We start from the raw sequence: 16,957 nt of genomic DNA on the forward strand, positions 1-16,957 counted from the left end.
GGCGAGGCAATCAAGAGTCGGCTCGCGGGCGACGGTAGCCCCGCGAGGAGCGCACACCAGAGGCGGCCGAAGCCCCCAAACCACTGAATGCAGCGGCTGCCATGGCTGAAGACGCCGCGGAACAGGCTGACAATGGCGAGCGTACTGGAGGGCGACGCCGTCGTCGTCGCGGTCGCGGTGGCCGCGGTGCGGGTGAAGGTGAGGCCAACAGCGCACTGGACACAGGCTTGGACACTTCAGTTAACACCACTGACCAAACCGAGCAAGCCGGCGCTCTGGCTCTGAGCGAGCAAAGCGATGACCAAAACGTTGACCAAAGCATTGAAAATGAGGCTTTGGCCAACAAAATTGCTGAATCCATGTCGTATGGGCAGGACGAAGAAGGCAGTTCTGATGAGCCACGCCGTCGCCGTCGCCGCCGCCGCGGCGGAAACCGGGACGGTGCACGCAATGAACAAACCGCAGGTTCCGAAGGCCTCAACGAAGGCTTAAGCGACGGCTCAGCGACAGGCGAGCTGGTGGATGCCAACGAGTCATCAAGCGTGGCTGAATTGAGTGCCACCGAGCTTGAAGCGAAGCCAAGCTCCCCAGCCAACGCCGAAGAGGATGGAGGCAAGCAGCCTGAAGCTCAGCCTGTGAACGCAGGCGAGGATGCAGCAACCCAGCCCGCCGAGGTGCAGCAAGCCGCTTCAGTTGAACCAGACGGTGCCTCTGAAGACGCCAATTCGAACAGTGGTCCCGGTGCACCTGCCGAGGCTGACACAGAGCCCCAAGTTGAGATTAAGACCGAACCCCAGGCGGAACCTGTTCAGCCTGTTCAAACTGCCCCTTCCAAAACCGCTGAGTTCAGCCGCGAGGCCTTGAATTCGATGGTTCAGGAAGCAGGCATGTTGTGGGTTGAAACGGATCGGGAAAAATGGACTGTGGTGCAAAACGCCCTGGCCGCAACACCTGCCCCTGTGCGTGCAACGCGGGTTCGCAAACCCGTGGTGATGGTTGATGCCTCCAATTTGGTTCTTGTAGAAACAAAACCAGAGTTCAAATCAGCACAAGGGAGTTAATTAAAGGCGCTGGGTACCGAGCAGATGAGGTGCCCAGCGTTTGCTGATGGGTGGCAACAAAAAACCCCCAAGGTGAATAACCTTGGGGGTTTTTTGTTGCTTAAAAACTGACTGACTTTAGACGCCGCTCAGGGCACCAAAGCCTGTGAGCCCAGCGCTGCAGCGCCTTCTTTGGAACGAATGGCTGATACTCGACCCGCCTTGATGTCTTCATACCAAAGATCGTGGTGAGCCTTGGCCCATGTTTCATCCACATAGCCATCGCGCATCGCTTCCAATGCGCCTTCCATACCAATGGAGCCGATGTAAATGTGGCCCAAAGACATGGTGATGAACAGAAGCGCAGCGCTGGCGTGAATCACGTGGGACTGCTGCATCAACACGCGGCCTTGGTCAAAGTTGGGGAAGTCCAGAATCAGGCCGGTGACCGAAACCACCACGCCCAACACAGTTACACCACCCCAGAACCAGATTTTCTCGCCCATGTTGAAGCGCCCGGCAGAGGCATGCCCAAACAATCCACCGCCCTTTTTGAGCCATTCGATGTCGTTTTTCTCAGGCAGGTTGTCTTTTACATACATGATGAAAAACACAACCACGCTGACGGCAAACAGAGGGCCCACAAAGTTGTGGATCACCAAACTGATGGATGCCAACCAGGCATTGATGCTCAAACCCATCCAGGGTGCAAGCACGTATTTGCCAAAAGCCATCAACAGCCCGGTTACAGCCAATGCCACAAAGCTGAACGCCATGGTCCAGTGAGCAACACGCTCGGCAGAGGTAAAGCGCTCAATCAATTTGCCAGTGCGCGCTTCGGGAAGCTTCACAGGCCCTTTGATGAGGTGCGATGCAACAATGGCCAAAAACACGATGGACACAAGCCAGCCACCATATTTGAGAATCCAGTCGTTGCGGATCATGCGCCAGGTTTCCCCGCTTTTGTTGATCAGCACACCCGTTTCGCGGCCCTTGGTCACGGTGGTAAAGCTTTCACCGCTGGCCACAGCGCCCCACACGGGTGAGTTGTTCAAAGGCTGGGTTTGCTGCTTTTGAACCTGCTCTTGCGACAATGGCGTTGCATCTTGTGCCGATGCTGTGCCAAGCCAGAGGGAGCACAAGGCAAACACCATGGCCATGAACAAAGCCAGCCCAGCCTTGCCCAAGCCCGGTGCCGCCACGGCCCGGTTTGGAGAATAAGTCATGTCAACCTCCTTATTTGGCCGCAGGTGCTGCATCACCAGTACGTGTGTACTCGTTTTGCCCCTTGGCGCGAACTCTCAGGTTATCTGCCCATGCTTCCTTGTTGCCAGCCTCCCAGCCGCCAGCGGTGTATTGACCACCGCTACCAGCATAAGCCGGTGTATCGGCTTTGCCTGCATACCCCTTGCCGTTGTTGGCATCTTCCAGGGGTGAACAGGCTGCACCAAACACCAAGGCAGACAAAGCCACGGGAATCAGAAACTTGCCACGTTGGGTCATGTTATGCCCCCTCTTTGGCAGGTTGACCATAGGCTGAGCTCCAGCCCCATACTTCGGCACCCTTGCCGCGTACTACCACGCGGTTGCGGAAAATGTCGGACACCACGTCACCATCGCCAGCCAGCAATGCCTTGGTGGAACACATTTCCGCACACAGGGGCAGTTTGCCTTCGGCCAGACGGTTGCGGCCATACTTCTCAAACTCTGCCTGAGAGGTATCTTCTTCAGGACCACCAGCACAGAAAGTGCACTTGTCCATTTTGCCGCGCTGACCAAACGCACCTTCCTGAGGGAATTGTGGTGCGCCAAATGGGCAAGCGTAGAAGCAGTATCCACAACCAATGCAAAGGTCTTTGTCGTGCAGAACCACACCTTCATCGGTTTTGTAGAAACAGTTCACGGGGCAGACGGCCTGACAAGGCGCGTCTGAGCAGTGCATACAGGCCACGGAGATTGACTTTTCGCCTGGCTCACCATCGTTGATGGTGACCACACGGCGGCGGTTAATACCCCAAGGTACCTCATGCTCGTTTTTACATGCTGTGACGCAGCTGTTGCACTCAATGCAGCGCTCGGCATCACATAGAAACTTCATTCGTGCCATTTTTTATCTCCTTCGCATTCAGCGCTTAAGCAAGCTTCTCGATCTGGCAGACCGTGGTTTTGGTTTCCTGCATCATGGTTACAGCGTCGTAACCGTAGGTGGTGGCCGTGTTCACGGATTCTCCGCGAACAATAGGCGCAGAACCTTCGGGGTAGCTGCTCAGGATGTCCTTGCCTTCCCAGTGACCCGAGAAGTGGAATGGCAGGAACACAGTGTCTTCCGCCACGCGACGGGTAACCAAGGCTTGCACCTGGATCTTTGCGCCGGTTGGGGTGGTCACGCGAACCTGATCACCATGCTTGATGCCACGATCGTTGGCCGCCTTGGGGTGCAACTCGACAAACATGTTTTGTTGCAATTCAGCCAGCCATGGGTTGGAACGTGTTTCCTCGCCGCCACCTTCGTATTCCACCAAACGACCCGAGGTCATGATCAGCGGGAAGGACTTGCCAATGTCAACGTTCTTTTCCTGAACCGACTTGAACAAGGTTGGCAGGCGCCAGAAGGTCTTGTCGTCGTGGGTTGGGTACTTGGCCACCAAGTCGGCACGGGTCGAGTACAGGGCCTCGCGGTGCTTTGGAATGGGGTCTGGGAAGTTCCACACCACGGCTCGGGCCTTGGCGTTGCCAAATGGGTGACAACCGTGCTTCATGGCCACACGCTGAATACCGCCGGACAGGTCAGTCTTCCAGTTTTTGCCTTCAGCTTCGGCTTTCTCGGCCTCAGTGAGGTCATCCCACCAGCCCAGTTGTTTGAGCATGTCGGCGGTGAACTCGGGGTAGCCAGTCGTGATTTCGGCGTCTTTGGAGTGCGAACCGTCGGCGGCCAACAGTGACACGCCGTCCTTTTCAACACCAAAGTTGGCTCGGAAGTTGCCACCACCGTCCATCACATGCTTGGCTGTTTCGTACAGGTTGGGGGAGCCTGGGTGCTTGATCTCGGCGGTGCCGTAGCAGGGCCATGGCAGGCCGAAGTATTCGCCGTCACAGGGTCCGCCTTCGGCTTTCAATGTGCGTACGTTGAAGGTGTGCATGTTTTTCATGTGCAACTTCAAACGCTCTGGGGTTTGGCCGGTGTAGCCAATGGTCCAGGTGCCCTTGTTGATTTCGCGCAGGATGGATTCGATTTCTGGTTCCATCATGCCGCCCTTGCCTTTCACCATGGTCAGGTTCTTGGTCAGTTCGGCGGCGAAGCCCAACTTTTCGGCCAATTGATACATGATCATGTGGTCGTTGCGGCTGTCGTACAGCGGCTCAATCACTTTTTCACGCCACTGGATGGAGCGGTTGGACGCGGTAATAGAGCCAGAAGACTCAAACTGCGTTGTGGCTGGCAGCAGGTACACCTCGCGGTTGGGGTTCAAACCTGCAGGGTCGCCTGGCATGGCGGCCATGGCTGCTGCTGCAGTTGGATATGGGTCAACAACCACCAGCAGATCGAGCTTGTCCATGGCTTTCTTCATGTCCAAACCACGGGTTTGGGAGTTCGGCGCATGGCCCCAGAAGAACAGACCGCGTACGTTACCGGCTTTCTGTTCGATCAACTCGGGGTTTTCCAGCACACCGTCAACCCAGCGGGACACGGTCATACCACCCTTGGTGATCATGCCATCGGCAAAGCGGCTCTTGACGTATTCATAGTCCAGGCCCCACACGCGGCACCAGTGCTTCCAGGAGCCTTCGGCCACGCCGTAGTAACCGGGCAAGGAGTCTGGGTTGGGTCCAACGTCTGTTGCGCCTTGCACGTTGCAGTGGCCACGGAAGATGTTGGCACCGCCACCGGACACACCAATGTTGCCCAACGCGAGCTGCAGAATACAGGAGGCGCGAACCATGGCGTTGCCAATGGTGTGCTGGGTTTGGCCCATACACCACACAATGGTGGCTGGCTTGGCCTTGGCCATCATTTCGGCCACTTTCAGCATCTGGGCTTCGCCCACGCCACAGGCCTCTTCAACTTTGTCAGGGGTCCAGTTGGCCATCACTTCGGCCTTGATCTGGTCCATGCCATACACGCGGTCGTTGATGTACTTCTTGTCTTCCCAACCGTTGTTAAACACGTGGTAGAGCAAGCCAAACAGGAATGGGATGTCTGAGCCGGAACGGATGCGTACGTACTCATCTGCACGGGCGGCAGTGCGGGTGAAGCGTGGGTCAACCACGATCATCTTGGCGCCGGTTTCTTTGGCGTGCAGCATGTGCAACATGGACACAGGGTGCGCTTCAGCGGCGTTGGAGCCGATGTACAAGGCACACTTGGTGTTTTGCATGTCGTTGTAGGAGTTGGTCATTGCACCATAACCCCAGGTGTTGGCCACACCCGCCACTGTGGTGGAGTGGCAAATACGTGCCTGGTGGTCACAGTTGTTGGTGCCCCACAGGGACACCCACTTGCGCAGCAGGTAGGCCTGCTCGTTGCTGTGCTTTGAAGAACCGATGAAGAACAGGGAATCTGGGCCGTTGGCTTCGCGCAGAGACAACATTTTCTTGGTGATGCCGTCCAGTGCTTCGTCCCAGGTAATTTTTTGGTACTTACCATTGACCAGCTTCATGGGGTACTTCAGGCGGTGTTCACCGTGACCATGTTCGCGCAGTGCAGCACCCTTGGCGCAGTGAGCACCCAGGTTGATTGGGCTGTCGAACACGGGGTTTTGACGAACCCAAACGCCGTTTTGAACCACGGCGTCGGTGGAGCAACCCACGGAACAGTGGGAGCAAACGGTGCGCTTGATTTCAATGGCACCGCTGGGCGCGGCACCATCGGACTTGGCCTCGGCCTTGCGAACCATGCCAAACGGCAAGCTGCCTGCGACTGCGCCAGCACCCACACCGATACCGGAGCGCTTCAGGAATGCGCGGCGGTCCATGGTGGCGCCCAGGCGTGAGCCGATTTTGCTCAACAGGCTGTGATTGTGATTGGGCACTGCTTTCACGGTGCCTGTGTCTTCTCGTTTCTTAAGCATCCTGGTCTCCTTGAATTACACCAGCAAGGTTCTGTAATAGGTCTTCACGTGTTCAGACAATTGGTAGCCCTTTGATTTTTTCTCAGCCCCTTCGACTGCAGCCTGCTCAACCATCTCGGGTTGTTTGCTGGCCACCAGTGCAGCACCGGCGGCCATTGCGCCTGCGCCCGCACCCACGAGGAATTGACGTCTGGCCAGCTTGGGTTGGCCGGGATTGTTCGTTTTTTTGGTCATATCATCACCTCCAGATCAAACGGTGCTTTCAAAATCGAAAGACTGTGTTTCAACATCAAAAAACACGCGGGCCAAACGACCAACGGTCTTATAAAAATCGGTATTGGCAGCCGCCTCGATGTCGGCTGCAAAGTCGTCATACCAACTTGCCAGGTGCGCATGAAAAAATGCGCGTTGCTCGGAAAAAGGCAAGGGTGGATCGTCGGCCAGAATCAGGTAGCGCATCACTTCGCACAAAAACGAAATGTGATCTTCGGTCTCGACGATTTTCTCGTCGCGCGTAATACCCAGCCTGGACAGGTCGTCGCGAAGGTTGACCAAGGGTTTTTCATTGGTAAAACCTGCGATGTAATAGGAGCCGTAGGGCAATATGTCAGGCTTGCCGATGCCCACAAAGTTGTCAGTGAACTCTTGGTTAATTTGCTCTGCACTCAAACCTTTGATGGCACGCAGCAGTTCTGCAAATTCAAATCCCAAGGGAGTGGTGATGTCGATTTCGTTGCGGTCGATTTGCTTAAAGCGAGCTAAAAAGTCTTCAGTCACCTGGCCCGAGAACAAATGAGACAACAACCCGTAAAAGTCGGCTCGTGCCCAGTCTTCGCCTGCGATGGCATTGTCGTTGTGCACTGGCGCACTCATCGCTTCACCTCAAAAATGGTTGTTTCGTCTTTTGCGCTGAACATGTCGGACACGCGGCAATCGCCGCACATCTTCAAGCGGTTCGCATTGCGTTCAAACATGCTGTGGCCACTCATGCGGCTCAGCATGCTTTCGATCATGTGCTTGGTGCCAAAGGCCTTGCCACACGAGATGCAATGGAAAGGCTGGGATTCGTTGAGCACTTTCTTTTCGCGCGCCATGGCACCCAGACTCAGCTGGGGTTTTAATTCCACGGCCCCTTCTGGGCAAGTGGATACACACAAGCCACACTGCAGACAGTTGCGCTCAATGAAGCGAAGCTGCGGTTTTTCGGGGTTGTCGATTAGGGCGGAGGCCGGGCATGCGCTGGTGCAACTCATGCACAGCGTGCATTTTTGCTGGTCAACTGCGATGGCACCAAATGGCGCTGGCGCGGCCAATGCGATGGGTTGCTCCACATTGAAACCGTGGACCTTGGAAGCGTGATCTGCCAAATGCTCAAGCGCGAACTCGAGCCGGGTGCGCTTGTTGGATGACAATTCAAAGTTGGCTGGTGCCACGCCACTGGCTGGCAAGGAATGGTCAACGAACAATTCGGCCGCAGCACCCACGTGCAACAAACGCACGCGCGGGCCGAGGCCCATGCCCTGCAGCACGGCATTAACCCAACCCACCTGGGCGGCCAAGGGCTCGGCGTAGTGGGTTGCCTCGCCAGCGGATTGAACAATGCTCACGCGGTCCACTCCGAAAGCCAACGCGGACAGCCATGCGTCAGGACCCACGCTGGCGCTGTGGTGAACCTCCACAGGCAACAGAGCGAAGTCGCTTAAACGTCCCTGAGCATGAACCTGACGGGCCTGCTTCTTGCCTTCCTCAAGCCAGTTGTGGGGCAATTCAGCACTGTGGAATACCACCTCGAACTTTCGGCCCTTGTTTTGGCGAAACACCCGCGCTGCGGCTTTCACCGCCCGACCCACCGAGGTGGCGGGGCTGTAAGAAAACTGGATGGCTCCGCTTGGACAGACCGAAGTGCACGCGCCGCAACCCAGACACAAATTGGGGTTGACCTCGATTTTGTCGCCCTTGGGCGAAATGGCCTTGGTGCTGCAAGCGCTGACACAGGCATTACAGCCAGCCTTGCTTGAGCGGCTGTGCGCACAGATCGAAGACTTGTACTCAAAAAACTTGGGCTTCTCAAACTCACCCACGGTTTGAACGGATTCCAGCAACGCTTCCATCAGAAGCTGCTCGCTTTGGCCCACGTGCCAGTAGCCCAAGGGGGGCTGTCGGTCAGCCAACAAACCTTGCGGCGTGCAATCGATGACCATGTCATATTCACGGGTTTGACGCTCAGCCATGTCGGCAAACGATATGGCCTGGAAATCGCCGCATGCTTTAACGCAAGCGCCGGTTTTGTCGCAAGAATCCAGATTGACCAAAAAATTACTGGAAGAAATCGACTGGGTTGGACAGGCCTCCACACATGCGCCACAGCGCGTGCACAGCTCCATATCGACTGGGTTGGTTTTTTGGACTTCAAGCTCAAAGGCACCCAGGTGGCCTTGCACCTTGTTAACCTTCATACCAAGCACGTTCAAGGCGCGCTGGGCAGGCAATGCGACTGCCAAGGGCTGCTCGACCAACAGATCCACGCTCAGTGTTTTGGCAAGCACGGATGCCTGAGCCATGAAGCGCTCATCAGGACACACCAAAGCCACACGCCCACTACTTTTGAAAATGACGGCGGGCACTGGATCGGCGCTGTATTCGTTCTGGTAGGCAGCAAAGGCCACGGTGGCCGCCAAGGCGTCCTGGGAGCTGGGCCCACCAGCTTGGCCGCGCATGACACCCCGCAAATTGATGAATTCAATGTTCGCCTGCTGGCTTGAGTCTGCGAGGGACTCGAAAACGGTTTGTTCCTGGGTACAACCCACAAAGCGACGCTCTGCGCCATGCTGAGCCGCCTTGGACCCAAAAATGGCGGTCACACCATCGCGGCAGGCGCGCTCCACTGGGACAAAGCGCAAGCCGTCGACCGACACATCTTGCAATGCACGATCCAAATTGCTGCCACTGCCCTGGCAAGCACACACATACACATCCGAAAAGGCCATATGAAACTTCTGTTTTGGTTATTTGACGATTAAATGCAAACTTCGTGCCACTTTTTTACCGATGCAAAACCCTTGCAATATCAGGGTTATACAACCGCACCCTTGTATACACAAAAAGACACTGGTTCATTTTGTCTGGGTCAAAGCGATTCACGCATGCGACAAAATGTCCCAGCACCCGGTTAGTCTCTCGGATTACTTGAATCGCCTTGGTGGCGCGCCACGCCTTGCTGCAGCGCCGCATCCTCGGCTTGCGCCACGTCATTTTCAGCACCATCAAATCCGGGCTCAGCCGCCTTATCGGCCAACTTGGATTCGTCGCTGGCAGTTTCATCAAGGGACTCAGAAGCCGCGGGAGGCTCGACCTGTGTTATGGCCAAATCGGCGTCTTCAATTTTCGCAATTTCTTCTTTCGCTTTTTCCAAATCGGGCCGGCTTAACAACTGCTTGGACAAAGCCATCCGGTCGATGTCGGCTTTGGAGAGCGGCGTGTATTTGTTGTAGTCATCGATATAGATGTCCAAGCCATCCATGACATTGAACTCAGGCCTTGAAAACAGGGCTTTAAACGCCTTGTTTTTTAGGTCCTTGGACACTTTGTCAGAAAGAAATGCCTTGATGTCACCGCCCTGGGCAATGGTTTCGAGGTCGCTTTCGGTCGGAAGAGGTAAATTGGCTTCCACCTGAGCAGCGCCAGATCCTCCCTGCGCGGTGGGCTCAGGCTGCGCTGAAGACGCAGGCGCTGGCTTGGACAACGCGCCCTCCTGTGCGAGGGGGCTGGACAATTCGGCCTGGGGCTGGGTTTCTTGTGTTTTGGCCTCTAGCTTTCGGCGGGACCAGCGGCTCAAAAAACCGTCACTCATTGCTCAATACTCCCTGCGGATTAGCCGCGCTTGTCTGGGCTAACGAACGACTGTGGACGAGCGCGCTTTTTTGGCTCTGGCTTGTAGCGCGCATCCACGAGCTCGGCCAACCACTTGGCCATGGCCGTGGGCATGGGCAGGGTTTGCACTTCCTCGTTGGAATCCATCCAACGTACGGCTTCGTCGTAGCTCACTGTGGCTTCGAACACGGTGGGTTGAAGGGTCTTGTTGTCGTCGGGGTAACGCAGCAAAAAAAACACACAGGGTTTGTCCGAATCCAGGTTTAAAAAATAACCCTGCAGCTCGTCTTGAAACACCTGGAACTTGGTTACCTGAATAGAACTTGACTCCGTGCCGGCCATTGGCACGTCAACTGGTGCCATGTCGAGCACCTCCCAGCGGAATGGCTGCCAGGGGGAATTTTGTTTCACTTGACCTATTTTGACCTGGAGCGGGTATTCCCCAAGAACCAAAAAATTTGCACTCAAAAATCACCTCAACACGTTGCGGGCCCCTTGGACAAAGGGCACAATCCCAACCATTAGACGAAAAGATACGCCAGTATCGCAATAGAGGTTTGCCCGTAAGGGCGAGGGATTGAACAATGACAGACCGAGTTATTCAACTGGTCCAGGACAACTCGCGGCTGATACCCTTAAATTTCAGCGCCCCAGGCAACAGCGAAGTACCCGCCAAAGACAAACACCAGCGCCGCTTGCACGATTTGCGCATCTCTGTGACAGATCGTTGCAATTTTCGTTGCGTGTATTGCATGCCCAAGTCGATATTCGACAAGGACTACCAGTTTCTGCCGCACAAAGACCTGCTGACTTTTGAAGAAATTGAATCGGTGGCTCGGCAATTTGTTGCCTTGGGCGTTGAAAAGATTCGCCTGACTGGCGGAGAGCCGCTGCTTCGAAAAAATATCGAAATTTTGATTGAACGCCTTGCGGCACTTCGCACCCCTGGCAACAAGCCCGTAGAAATCACCTTGACCACCAACGGCACCTTGCTGCGTAAAAAGGCACAGGCCCTGAAAAACGCAGGCTTGACGCGGGTCACGGTAAGCCTGGACGCCATCGACGACCACACGTTTAAAGCCATGAACGATGTGGACTTTTCTGTCGATGAGGTGCTCGACGGCATAGCCGCTGCCCACGAGGCTGAACTAGGCCCAATCAAGGTGAACATGGTGGTCAAGGGTGGTATGAATGACCACCAGGTGCTGCCTATGGCCAAACACTTTAAAAACACACCTCACATTTTGCGCTTCATCGAATACATGGATGTGGGCAGCAGCAATGGCTGGAAAATGGATGAAGTGGTGCCTTCAGCCCGCATTGTGAACCTGATTGCACGTGAATTGGCGCCACTGAAACCCGCCGACCCCAACTATGTCGGCGAGGTGGCTGAGCGCTGGCTTTATGCAGACGGACAGGGCGAAATCGGCGTAATTTCCTCGGTCACACAGGCCTTTTGTAGCGACTGTAGCCGCATTCGCCTGTCAACCGAAGGCAAGCTGTACACCTGTTTGTTTGCCAGCCGTGGGCACGACTTAAAACCGCTCATTCGCAGCGGGCAAAGCCAAGCGATGATTGAAGAGCAAATGGCCAAGGCCATACGCAATTTGTGGACGGTTCGCGAAGACCGCTACAGCGAGGTGCGCTCGGCCCACACCCCCCAACCACGCGACCGAATTGAAATGTCTTACATTGGAGGCTAGGCAGTTTGAGAACTCCGATTGATTTAACCCACGCCAGCATCCCCAGCACCATCGAAATCACGGCCACCAACGAGCGAGGCGAAACTGTGCCGGTGCAAATTTCGGGTGAGCACCCACTGACACTCTACTTTGACAAAAAAGAACTGCTTACCCTGATGACGCTGGGCGCGCAGCCCGAGGCACTGGTGCTGGGCTGGCTGCGCAATCAGAGGTTGGTGCAAAGCCCCGATGAAATCGCCGCCATTCATGTTGACTGGGAAACAGAAAGCGTTGCCGTGACCTCTAAGCAACTTAAAGAAACTGGCGTAAGTATTTGGGAAAAAAGCGACTTATCGTCCAAGCTTGACAAAAAGACCACCACCTCCGGTTGCGGGCAAGGCACCGTGTTTGGCGACCTGATGGCCGACTTGGACAAAGTTCAGTTAAGCGATGCCTACGGCATTTCACAAGAGGTGCTCTACAGCGTGATGGACCAGGTGCGCAAGCATGAATCCATTTACAAACAGGCTGGTGCAGTGCATGGCTGCGCCCTGTGTTCCAACAGCGGGCTGCAACGCGGCGAAATCCTTCTGTTTGTTGAAGACGTGGGCCGCCACAACGCTGTGGACGCCATTGCTGGCTTGATGTGGCTTCATGACATGCCGGGTGAGGATAAAATTTTTTACACCACTGGCCGACTAACCTCGGAAATGGTCATCAAGTGCGCCCAAATGGGCATCCCGGTGCTGGTGTCGCGTTCTGGACTGACACAGATGGGCTACGAAATCGCCAAACAATTGAATATCACCATGCTGGGTCGCTGCCAAGGCAAACACTACCTGCTCTACACCGGCACGCACCGCTTCAGCCAACTTCCTCAAACTGACTTCGCATGAACATCAAAAAAGACGACATCGCCGGCGTGATTCTGGCCGGTGGCATGGGCCGCCGCATGGGCGGCACAGACAAAGGCCTTCAGAATTTTCGCCAAGCCCCTTTGGCCTTGCATGCCCTGATGCGCTTATCTGGCCAGGTGGGCAACGTCATTATCAACGCCAACCGCAACATCGCTGTGTATGAAGGCTTCGGCGTGCCCGTGATTTGCGATAAACAGACCGACTTCGCAGGCCCATTGGCAGGCATGCATGCGGCGCTCTCCCACATCACCGAGCCCTACTTGATCACCGTGCCCTGCGATGTGCCTCAGTTCCCCTTGGACTTGGTAGAGCGACTGGCTGAGCCGTTTTCTAGACAGCCAGATCTGCAACTCACCGTGGCCAGCACCTCCGGGCGCACCCACCCTGTGTTTTGTATGATGAAAACAGAGGTGTTTGAAAGCATGGAAGAATTTTTGAGCAACGGCGGTCGAAAAATTGACGCCTGGTACGCCCAACTCAAGCACCAGGCTGTGGATTTTGGGGATGAAACCGCTTTTCACAACGTCAACACCCTGGACGAACTGAGAGCACTGGAAAAGCAGGCCAAGCAACCGTAGGGATTCACCATGGAAACTGATTTTCAAACCGTTGAGCAAGCCAAGTCAAACATTCAAGCCTTGCTGAAAGGCATCGTGGGTACCCGCACCGTGGCCATACGCGACGCCCTGGACCAGGTTTTGGCGGCAGATGTTTTGTCTCCCATCCACGTACCAGCGCACGACAACTCGGCCATGGACGGTTATGCATTCAATGGCGCAGCAATCAACCCGGCAGGTATGACCCAACTGGCTTTGGTGGGCACCGCCTATGCAGGCAGAAAGTATGAGGGCACTGTAAAAAGTGGTGAGTGCATTCGCATCATGACCGGCGCGGTCATGCCCGAAGGCTGCGACACGGTGGTGGTGCAAGAAAATGTAACAGTGCAAGGCGACCAGATTCACTTTGCCCCAGGTGCAGTGAAGGCCGGCGACAATCGTCGACTAAAAGGCGAAGACCTCACCCAAGGCAAGCCAGCTCTGCGTGCAGGTCGGATTTTGCGCCCAGCAGACCTAGGACTGCTGGCCTCGTTGGGCATTCCGGAAATACAGGTGATGCGCAAATTGAGGGTGGCCTTTTTCTCTACCGGTGATGAGCTTCGATCCTTGGGCCAAGTGCTGGACGAGGGCTGTGTGTACGACAGCAACCGATACACCCTGTATGGCATGCTTACACGCCTTCGGTTTGTAGACCTCATTGACATGGGCGTGGTGCACGACTCCCCCGAGTCCTTGGAGGCTGCAATGAACAACGCGGCCGATCAAGCCGATGTCATCATCACCTCGGGCGGCGTGTCGGTGGGCGAGGCCGACTTCACCAAAGACGTGATGCAAAAACTGGGCAGCGTGAATTTTTGGAAGATCGCCATGCGCCCAGGCCGCCCCATGGCCTTTGGGCACATCACCAACCCCAACACAGGCAATGCTGCTTTTTTGTTTGGACTACCCGGCAACCCAGTGGCTGTGATGGTGACTTTCTATGCCTTTGTGCGGGATGCGCTGTTTAAGCTGGCTGGAGCCAACCCCACAGCGGTGCCCTTGGTGAAAGCTCAACTGGCCAGCAATGTACGCAAACGCCCTGGCCGCACAGAATTTCAACGCGTTCGCCTCGAGCGGCAGGGCAGCACAACCGTGGCGCACCTCACAGGGGCCCAAGGCTCGGGCATTTTGCGCAGCATGAGCGAATCTGACGGCATCATGGTACTGGCGCACGATCTTGGCGACTTACAGGCGGGCAGCGAGGTGGAGGTTTTGCCCTTTGAGGGGCTCATTTAAGGGTTTTAATGAAGCCATTTAAAGCAGCAACATAAGTGGGCGATACATCACCCGGGTGAACCATCTGAGTGATTTTCAGCAAGACAGGCAGCCTTTAACATGGGCCCTCCTCTATTTTGATGAAAGCCCATGCTCCAAGATCCAAGGCCCGCACGTGGCACATCACCGCTTAGTGACCCCTGGATCCAGGCCCGCAAAGCCCTTGAAAAAGCAGTCAGCTTGGCGGGCCACGACTTTTTGCCAGCCGTTTGGGCCAGTTGCGAAACGCTAGAGGCCACAGAGACTCTGCATCCAGGTGACGAAAGCCTGGGGCAAGCCATTTGCAATTACCTTGACCAATGCCATGTGGCCTACATTAGCCACCGGGGTGTGAGCACCCAGGAACTTAAGCACCTTCCGCCAGGCAGCCTGCTTATTAACATGCAAGAGGTGCATGTGTTGGCGCAGGGCTTGCAACAAACCGGGCCGTTTTTAATGGCCATCGAGATTAAAACGGCCAAAGCCACGCACAAACTGGCGGAGGCGCCACCGGAGCGCATCTCCGATTTTTTACGCAAACTCAAACAAAGCCAATGGCTAAAAGAAGCTTTTGCCATGCGCAGGCAAGACTGGCTGCCAGTGATTCAAGCCTCCTTCCTGGTGAATGCGCTTGCCCTGGCCACGCCATTGTTCTCTTTGCAGGTGTATGACCGCATCATTCCCAACCAGGCTTACGCTTCACTGGCGGCCATGGTGCTGGGGGTGTTGCTTTGTTTGGGATTCGATTACCTGCTTAAACATGCCCGCCACCAACTGACCGAGCATGCAGCAAGCCAACTGGATGCGCGCTGCACCGCCCGTTTAACGCGCGCCCTGCTGGCGGTTCGTCCTCATGGGGTGGACCCCAGTGGCTTGCTGCAGCATATTCGCTCGTTTGAACAGTTGCGCGAGTTAATCACTGGTGTGTTTTTGCTCACATTGATTGATCTGCCTTTTTTGCTGCTGTTCGCTTTGGTGATTGGGCTGATTCACCCCTTGTTTTTGCTGCTGTCTGGCAGCATGTTGGCCCTTGGCGTGTGGGCGATGGTGGTTGCCCACCCTACCCTTGCCCGCCACGGACGCCTGCAAATGCAACACAACCGGCAGGCGCAAAGCCAGTGGATGGATACCCTGGCTAATCTGGAAATGGTTCAGGCCACGGGCACACAACACAGCTTTGCACGGCATATGGAGCATGTGCAAATGCAGGCGCGCCTACAGGGCAACGCACTGCGCGACACCGTGTTTGTTCTTAATCACCGCAGCACCACCTGGCAACAGCTCAATTGGGTATTCACCATTGTGCTGGGCGTGCATTTGGTGATTGAGCAGCACATCACCATGGGCGGGATGATCGCGGTGTCCATGCTCACATTGCGGTGCTTTGCCCCCCTGCAAAAACTACAAGGGCATCTGCTCCAATTGCACGCAGCACAAGCCGGGTTTCAGGCGCTTGATGAATTTCTTGCCAATGCCTCTGGTGGTGCACCACCCAACGGTCGGCCACTACCAAAAATCGAAAGCATCACCTTGCAGAATGTAAGCGTTTATGCGTCCAGCACACAGGGTGAGCAACCCAGACCAGGCAATACACCTTTGCTGCAGCACATTGATTTAAAACTACAAGCAGGTGCGCGTGTGGGGGTGATTGGGGCCACGGGCGCGGGCAAAACAAGCCTGCTTCGCTTGTTGGCTGGCCTAATGCCTCCCAACCATGGGCAATACACACTCAATGGCTTGGCCTGCCATCACTATCACCCCAGCGAACTGGCCCGCCAGGTGGGGCTGGCCTTGCAGCCTCCCCTGCTGCTCAAGGGCACACTGCTGGAAAACCTGCAATTCAATCGCCCGCATGTGCAGCCTCATGACTGCTGGAAGAGCCTGGAGAACCTTGGCTTGGACCGATGGGTTAGAAGCCACCCCGATGGACTTCACATGCCCATCGAAAGCCAGGGCAGCAACCTGTCTGCAGGGCAACGCCAAGCCATTTCGCTTTGCCGGGCCATTGCAGGCCAGCCTAAACTGCTGTTGCTGGACGAGCCCACGGTGTGCCTCGACCAAACCCTCGAGAATAGGCTGATGGCCTATTTGCGCCAGTTGCCAGCCGATGTCATGGTGGTGTTTAGCACCCACAAATTGTCCATGCTACCTTTGGCCGAACAACTGGTGCTCATGCACCAGGCCCGTATACACAGCGTGGGTGACAAGGCCAGCGTGTTACACGCTGCCAAACAACTGCATGCCGTGAGCAGGGAGCAAGCGGCATGAGCAACGACGCGTTACAAGAGGCCACCATCGGACTGAACGAAGCGCGCGCCCTGGCAGCAAGCCAACAAATGGCCTCCAAGTTGGTGCGGCTTTGCCTGTGGACGCTGGGCCTGCTGGTGGCTTGGGCAGCATTTGCCAAAGTGCCGCAAGCCGCGCATGGTGAGGCGCGGGTGGTGCCCTCCCAGCGCCTGCAGGTGGTGCAAGCCGTGGACGGCGGCATTATTAACCGCGTGTTTGTTCGAGAGGGCGACATGGTGAAAG

At 55.8% G+C, this 16,957-nt stretch carries 15 protein-coding genes and 1 pseudogene; 7 read left to right on the forward strand and 9 right to left on the reverse strand.

The window, feature by feature from the left end; translation table 11 throughout:
* Positions 1–101: 101 nt before the first annotated feature.
* Positions 102–1,061, forward strand: a complete 960-nt coding sequence (locus ACEQU8_RS02760; protein WP_370261300.1) for a hypothetical protein — start codon at positions 102–104, stop codon at positions 1,059–1,061.
* A gap of 128 nt (positions 1,062–1,189) precedes the next feature.
* Here the strand turns inward: ACEQU8_RS02760 and ACEQU8_RS02765 are convergent, their stop codons facing one another.
* The 9 genes from ACEQU8_RS02765 to ACEQU8_RS02805 all read right to left on the reverse strand — a co-directional run bounded on the left by ACEQU8_RS02765 (position 1,190) and on the right by ACEQU8_RS02805 (position 10,447).
* Positions 1,190–2,266, reverse strand: coding sequence for a formate dehydrogenase subunit gamma (locus ACEQU8_RS02765; RefSeq protein ID WP_370261301.1), 1,077 nt, complete (start codon positions 2,264–2,266; stop codon positions 1,190–1,192).
* A 10-nt stretch (positions 2,267–2,276) separates the two neighbouring features.
* Positions 2,277–2,543 carry a hypothetical protein gene (locus ACEQU8_RS02770; protein WP_370261302.1) on the reverse strand — a complete coding sequence of 89 codons (267 nt, stop codon included), beginning with the start codon at positions 2,541–2,543 and terminating at the stop codon, positions 2,277–2,279.
* Position 2,544: 1 nt separating this feature from the next.
* The gene (fdh3B, locus tag ACEQU8_RS02775; protein ID WP_370261303.1) at positions 2,545–3,147 is read right to left on the reverse strand and encodes a formate dehydrogenase FDH3 subunit beta; all 603 of its coding nucleotides are present in this window, start codon (positions 3,145–3,147) and stop codon (positions 2,545–2,547) included.
* Between the two features lie 25 nt (positions 3,148–3,172).
* Complete coding sequence (locus tag ACEQU8_RS02780; RefSeq protein ID WP_370261305.1) at positions 3,173–6,109, reverse strand: formate dehydrogenase subunit alpha; 2,937 nt, start codon at positions 6,107–6,109, stop codon at positions 3,173–3,175.
* A 15-nt stretch (positions 6,110–6,124) separates the two neighbouring features.
* The gene (locus tag ACEQU8_RS02785; RefSeq protein WP_370261306.1) at positions 6,125–6,343 is read right to left on the reverse strand and encodes a twin-arginine translocation signal domain-containing protein; all 219 of its coding nucleotides are present in this window, start codon (positions 6,341–6,343) and stop codon (positions 6,125–6,127) included.
* Between the two features lie 15 nt (positions 6,344–6,358).
* Positions 6,359–6,982 carry a molecular chaperone gene (locus ACEQU8_RS02790; RefSeq protein WP_370261307.1) on the reverse strand — a complete coding sequence of 208 codons (624 nt, stop codon included), beginning with the start codon at positions 6,980–6,982 and terminating at the stop codon, positions 6,359–6,361.
* Entirely contained in the window at positions 6,979–9,096 is a 2,118-nt protein-coding gene (locus ACEQU8_RS02795) for a 4Fe-4S binding protein (RefSeq protein ID WP_370261309.1), read from the reverse strand. The genes ACEQU8_RS02790 and ACEQU8_RS02795 overlap by 4 nt, the downstream gene beginning before the upstream one ends.
* A gap of 182 nt (positions 9,097–9,278) precedes the next feature.
* Positions 9,279–9,959, reverse strand: a complete 681-nt coding sequence (locus ACEQU8_RS02800; RefSeq protein WP_370261310.1) for a DUF3306 domain-containing protein — start codon at positions 9,957–9,959, stop codon at positions 9,279–9,281.
* Between the two features lie 20 nt (positions 9,960–9,979).
* The gene (locus ACEQU8_RS02805; RefSeq protein WP_370261311.1) at positions 9,980–10,447 is read right to left on the reverse strand and encodes a DUF3305 domain-containing protein; all 468 of its coding nucleotides are present in this window, start codon (positions 10,445–10,447) and stop codon (positions 9,980–9,982) included.
* A 116-nt stretch (positions 10,448–10,563) separates the two neighbouring features.
* On the opposite strand from ACEQU8_RS02805, the gene moaA reads away from it, so the two are divergent.
* From moaA to ACEQU8_RS02835, 6 genes and pseudogenes are all read left to right on the forward strand, one after another.
* A complete protein-coding gene (gene moaA / locus ACEQU8_RS02810; protein WP_370261314.1) occupies positions 10,564–11,682 on the forward strand; it encodes a GTP 3',8-cyclase MoaA in 1,119 nt (372 codons plus the stop codon).
* 5 nt (positions 11,683–11,687) lie between these two features.
* Positions 11,688–12,557, forward strand: a complete 870-nt coding sequence (locus tag ACEQU8_RS02815) for a formate dehydrogenase accessory sulfurtransferase FdhD (RefSeq protein WP_370261315.1) — start codon at positions 11,688–11,690, stop codon at positions 12,555–12,557.
* The gene (gene mobA, locus ACEQU8_RS02820) at positions 12,554–13,156 is read left to right on the forward strand and encodes a molybdenum cofactor guanylyltransferase MobA (protein WP_370261316.1); all 603 of its coding nucleotides are present in this window, start codon (positions 12,554–12,556) and stop codon (positions 13,154–13,156) included. Before ACEQU8_RS02815 ends, mobA begins: the two co-directional genes overlap by 4 nt.
* Before the next feature lie 9 nt (positions 13,157–13,165).
* Entirely contained in the window at positions 13,166–14,410 is a 1,245-nt protein-coding gene (gene glp, locus ACEQU8_RS02825; RefSeq protein ID WP_370261317.1) for a gephyrin-like molybdotransferase Glp, read from the forward strand.
* Positions 14,411–14,539: 129 nt separating this feature from the next.
* Positions 14,540–16,696, forward strand: coding sequence for a peptidase domain-containing ABC transporter (locus tag ACEQU8_RS02830; protein WP_370261320.1), 2,157 nt, complete (start codon positions 14,540–14,542; stop codon positions 16,694–16,696).
* Positions 16,693–16,957, forward strand: a pseudogene (locus tag ACEQU8_RS02835) (hypothetical protein); the annotation flags it as partial. The gene ACEQU8_RS02830 and the pseudogene ACEQU8_RS02835, both read left to right, overlap by 4 nt.

Origin of the sequence: Limnobacter sp., from assembly GCF_964228395.1 — a bacterium.
GTDB lineage: Bacteria > Pseudomonadota > Gammaproteobacteria > Burkholderiales > Burkholderiaceae_B > Limnobacter.